Source organism: Pseudomonas sp. W5-01 (assembly GCF_046540435.1).
GTDB classification, from domain to species: Bacteria; Pseudomonadota; Gammaproteobacteria; order Pseudomonadales; family Pseudomonadaceae; genus Aquipseudomonas; species Aquipseudomonas graminis_B.
Genome location: NZ_JAXCIP010000001.1, coordinates 89246 through 92594 on the forward strand (window position 1 = coordinate 89246; position 3349 = coordinate 92594).

2 protein-coding genes are annotated in these 3349 nt (G+C 63.0%); both read left to right on the forward strand.

Annotated elements, in window-relative coordinates; genetic code table 11:
* Nucleotides 1–14 precede the first annotated feature (14 nt).
* Nucleotides 15–1709 (forward strand): multidrug ABC transporter permease/ATP-binding protein, encoded by a 1695-nt coding sequence (locus SLW75_RS00395; RefSeq protein WP_410933208.1) that lies wholly within the window; start codon nucleotides 15–17, stop codon nucleotides 1707–1709.
* A gap of 164 nt (nucleotides 1710–1873) precedes the next feature.
* Nucleotides 1874–3220, forward strand: a complete 1347-nt coding sequence (locus tag SLW75_RS00400; protein ID WP_410933209.1) for a lysine N(6)-hydroxylase/L-ornithine N(5)-oxygenase family protein — start codon at nucleotides 1874–1876, stop codon at nucleotides 3218–3220.
* Nucleotides 3221–3349 lie beyond the last annotated feature (129 nt).

Sequence of the window (3349 nt, forward strand, 5' to 3'; positions counted from 1 at the left end):
GCCCGGAGTCATCCATGAAATTAGTTCGTCTGGTCTTCCAGCAATACCGCTGGCCGCTTGCGATGGTGCTGCTGCTGAGCGTCAGCAGCGGGTTGTTGAGCGTTGGCGTGATTGCCTTCGTCAACCAACGCATGATCAGCAGTCACGACGGCCTCGGCACCGCGTTGTGGCAGTTTGGCCTGATGCTCGCCGTGCTGCTGGCGCTGGCGTCCGGGGCGTCGTTGTCGCTGACCGCCCTGGGTCACCGGTTCGTTTACGGCCTGCGCCGGGTCATGGTCAAGCGCCTGCTGGACACCAACATCGAGCGCATCGAATCCATCGGCGGGGCGAAGATTTTTGCCAGCCTGTCCAGCGACATTCGCGCGGTGACCATGGCCTTCGTGCAGCTGCCGGACCTGATCTACGGCTCGGTGCTCAGCGTCGCGTCGTTCAGTTACCTGGCCTGGCTGTCGCCGTCGTTGTTCATCACCACCCTGTGCTGGATGGCCTTCACCCTCGGCGTGGGCTGGCTGCTGGTAGGCAAGCTCAACGCCCACATCCGCGCGCTGCGTGAGTCCGAAGACAAGCTCTATCAGAGCTATCAAGGCGTGATTGATGGCCGCAAGGAGCTGACCCTCAACCGCGACCGCGCGCGCCGTCTGTACGAAGAAACCTTCGACATCGCCGCCCAGCGCTACCGCGAGCATTTCACCCTGGCCGATCGGTATCACGGCCTGGCCAGCAACTGGGCCAACATCATGGTCCTCGGCACCATTGGCCTGGCGTTTTACCTGGCCAACGGCCTGGGCTGGGCGCCGACGGAAGTGGCGGCGACCTACGCGCTGACCGTGCTGTTCATGCGCACGCCGCTGGTGCTGGCGGTGGCAGCGATTCCGGCGCAGATCTCCGGGCGCGTGGCGCTGGATAAAGTCGAGTCCCTGGCCCTGGCCGAGCACCACGAAAGCTTTGACGTCGCCCCGAGCCACATCGCCGGCCACTGGCAGACCCTCGAACTGCGTGACGTCGAATACCACTATGCGCCCCAGGGCGACGAGCCCGGCTTCGATGTCGGCCCGGTCAACCTGACCCTGCGCCGGGGCGAAACGGTGTTCCTCATGGGTGGCAACGGCAGCGGCAAATCCAGCCTGGCGCGCTTGCTCAGCGGCCTGTATCGACCGTCGGCAGGAGCGATTCTGATCGATGGCCAGGTCATCGGTTCGGACGACTGGCTGGCCTACCGTCAGCTGTTCGCCAGCGTGTTCACCGACTTCCACCTGTTCGCTCAACTGCTCGGGCCCGATGGGCAGAACGCTGAAGCCGCTGACGTCGAGCACTGGCTGGAAAAACTGCACATGAAGCACAAGGTGCAGCTCGCCGACGGGCACTTGCTCGACACGCGTTTTTCCCAGGGGCAGCGCAAGCGCCTGGCGCTGATGCTGGCGCTGCTGGAGAAGCGCGACATCCTGCTGCTGGACGAATGGGCCGCCGATCAGGACCCGCTGTTCCGCCGCTTCTTCTACCGCGAGCTGCTGCCGATGTTCAAAAAAGCCGGCGTCACGGTGTTCGCCATCAGCCACGACGACCAGTACTTCGACCTGGCCGACCGCCTGGTGAAGATGGAGTCCGGGCAGCTCAGCGAACTGCAGGGTGATCGCCGGGAAAACGCCAGCCGCGACGCGGTTGAAGAGATTGGCGCTGCCTACCAGATGAAGACAGTAGAGGCGTTGTAAGAATTTTCGGCGACTGCGACTAAACAGCCGTCAGCCTCAGTCGTCATGTTAATGAGAATCAGTCTTAAACATTTTTGATGCGCGTGAACTGCCATCCGGCGCCAGCGATTTTGTCGCGCGGCTTGCCGGAGTCGATCGCGCGTCGCGCCTTACGAGAGGGAAGCATGGAACTCGTCTACGACTTCATCGGCATCGGTTTCGGCCCGTCGAACCTGGCTTTGGCCATTGCCACCCAGGAGCATGCCCAGCGCAGCGGTCTGGCGCCCCACGTGTGTTTCCTCGAGAAAAAGCCGGCGTTCAACTGGCACGAAGGCATGCTGATCGACGGTTCCACCATGCAGATTTCCTTTCTCAAGGACCTGGTGACCCTGCGCAATCCGGCCAGCCGTTTCACCTTCGTCAACTACCTCAACGAGCGCGGCCGCCTGCAGGACTTCATCAACCTGAAGACCTTCTTCCCGACCCGCGAGGAATACACCGATTACCTGACTTGGGCCGCCTCGCATTTCAACGAACAGGCCCATTACGGTGCCGAAGTGATGTCGGTGGAACCGCATTTCGAAGACGGCCGCTTCGTCGCCATGGACGTGTTGTCCCGCGATGAGCACGGCGAAATCTCCCGCCGTCGCGCGCGCAATCTGGTGTTCGGCATCGGCGGCATTCCCCAGGCGCCAGTGGCCTTCGACGGTCTGGAAGATGCCCGCGTGCTGCACTCTGCCGGCTACCGCGGCGGCATCGAAAAACTCCTCGCCAATCGCCCCGGCCCGGTGCGCGTGGCGGTGGTCGGCGGCGGTCAGAGCGCGGCGGAAATCTTCGAAGACCTGGCCTCGCGTTTCGACAATGTCGAGGCCACCCTGGTGATTCGCGGCAGCGCGCTGAAGCCCTCCGATGACAGCCCCTTCGTCAATCAGATCTTCAACCCGTCATTCACCGACACCATTTTCAACCACAGCCAGGAGCGTCGCGTCGCGCTGTTCGACGAGTTCCGCAACACCAACTATTCGGTGGTCGACACCGACCTGATCGAGACGATTTTCCAGCGCATGTACCAGCAGAAGGTGCGCGGCGAAGAGCGTCACCGCATGCTCACCAACCGTGAAGTGGTCCACGCCGAAGTGGCCGCCGACGGCATTGAGCTGTTCCTGCGCGATGCGCCCCATGACCAGATGCACAGCGAGTCCTTCGACGTTGTCGTGCTCGCCACCGGCTACCGCCGCGACTATCACCTGGAGCTGCTCTCGGGCATTCAGCAATACATCGAGGGCGCCAACGTCGACCGGCACTACCGTTTGCCCCTGACCCCCGGCAGCGAAGCGGGCATCTTCCTGCAGGGTTGCTGCGAAGACAGCCACGGCTTGAGCGACACGCTGTTGTCGGTGCTGGCGATCCGCTCCCAGGAAGTCGTCGAATCGATCTTCGGCGACCAGGCGCAACCGTGTTCGGCGCGCTCTGCCCATGGGTCGTTGCAGGCCCACGCCGAGCCGCGCGTGGCACTCAAGCTGGCGCGCTGAGCCCGGGCCTTCAAACAAAGCCCGTCACAACGGTGGTCGTCAGCGGCCACCCACTCTTTTCTCACAACGTTGTGGGCCGCCGTTGCGCTGCCTGCGGGTTGAGCCTTGCCGATACAAACAGGTGAAAGA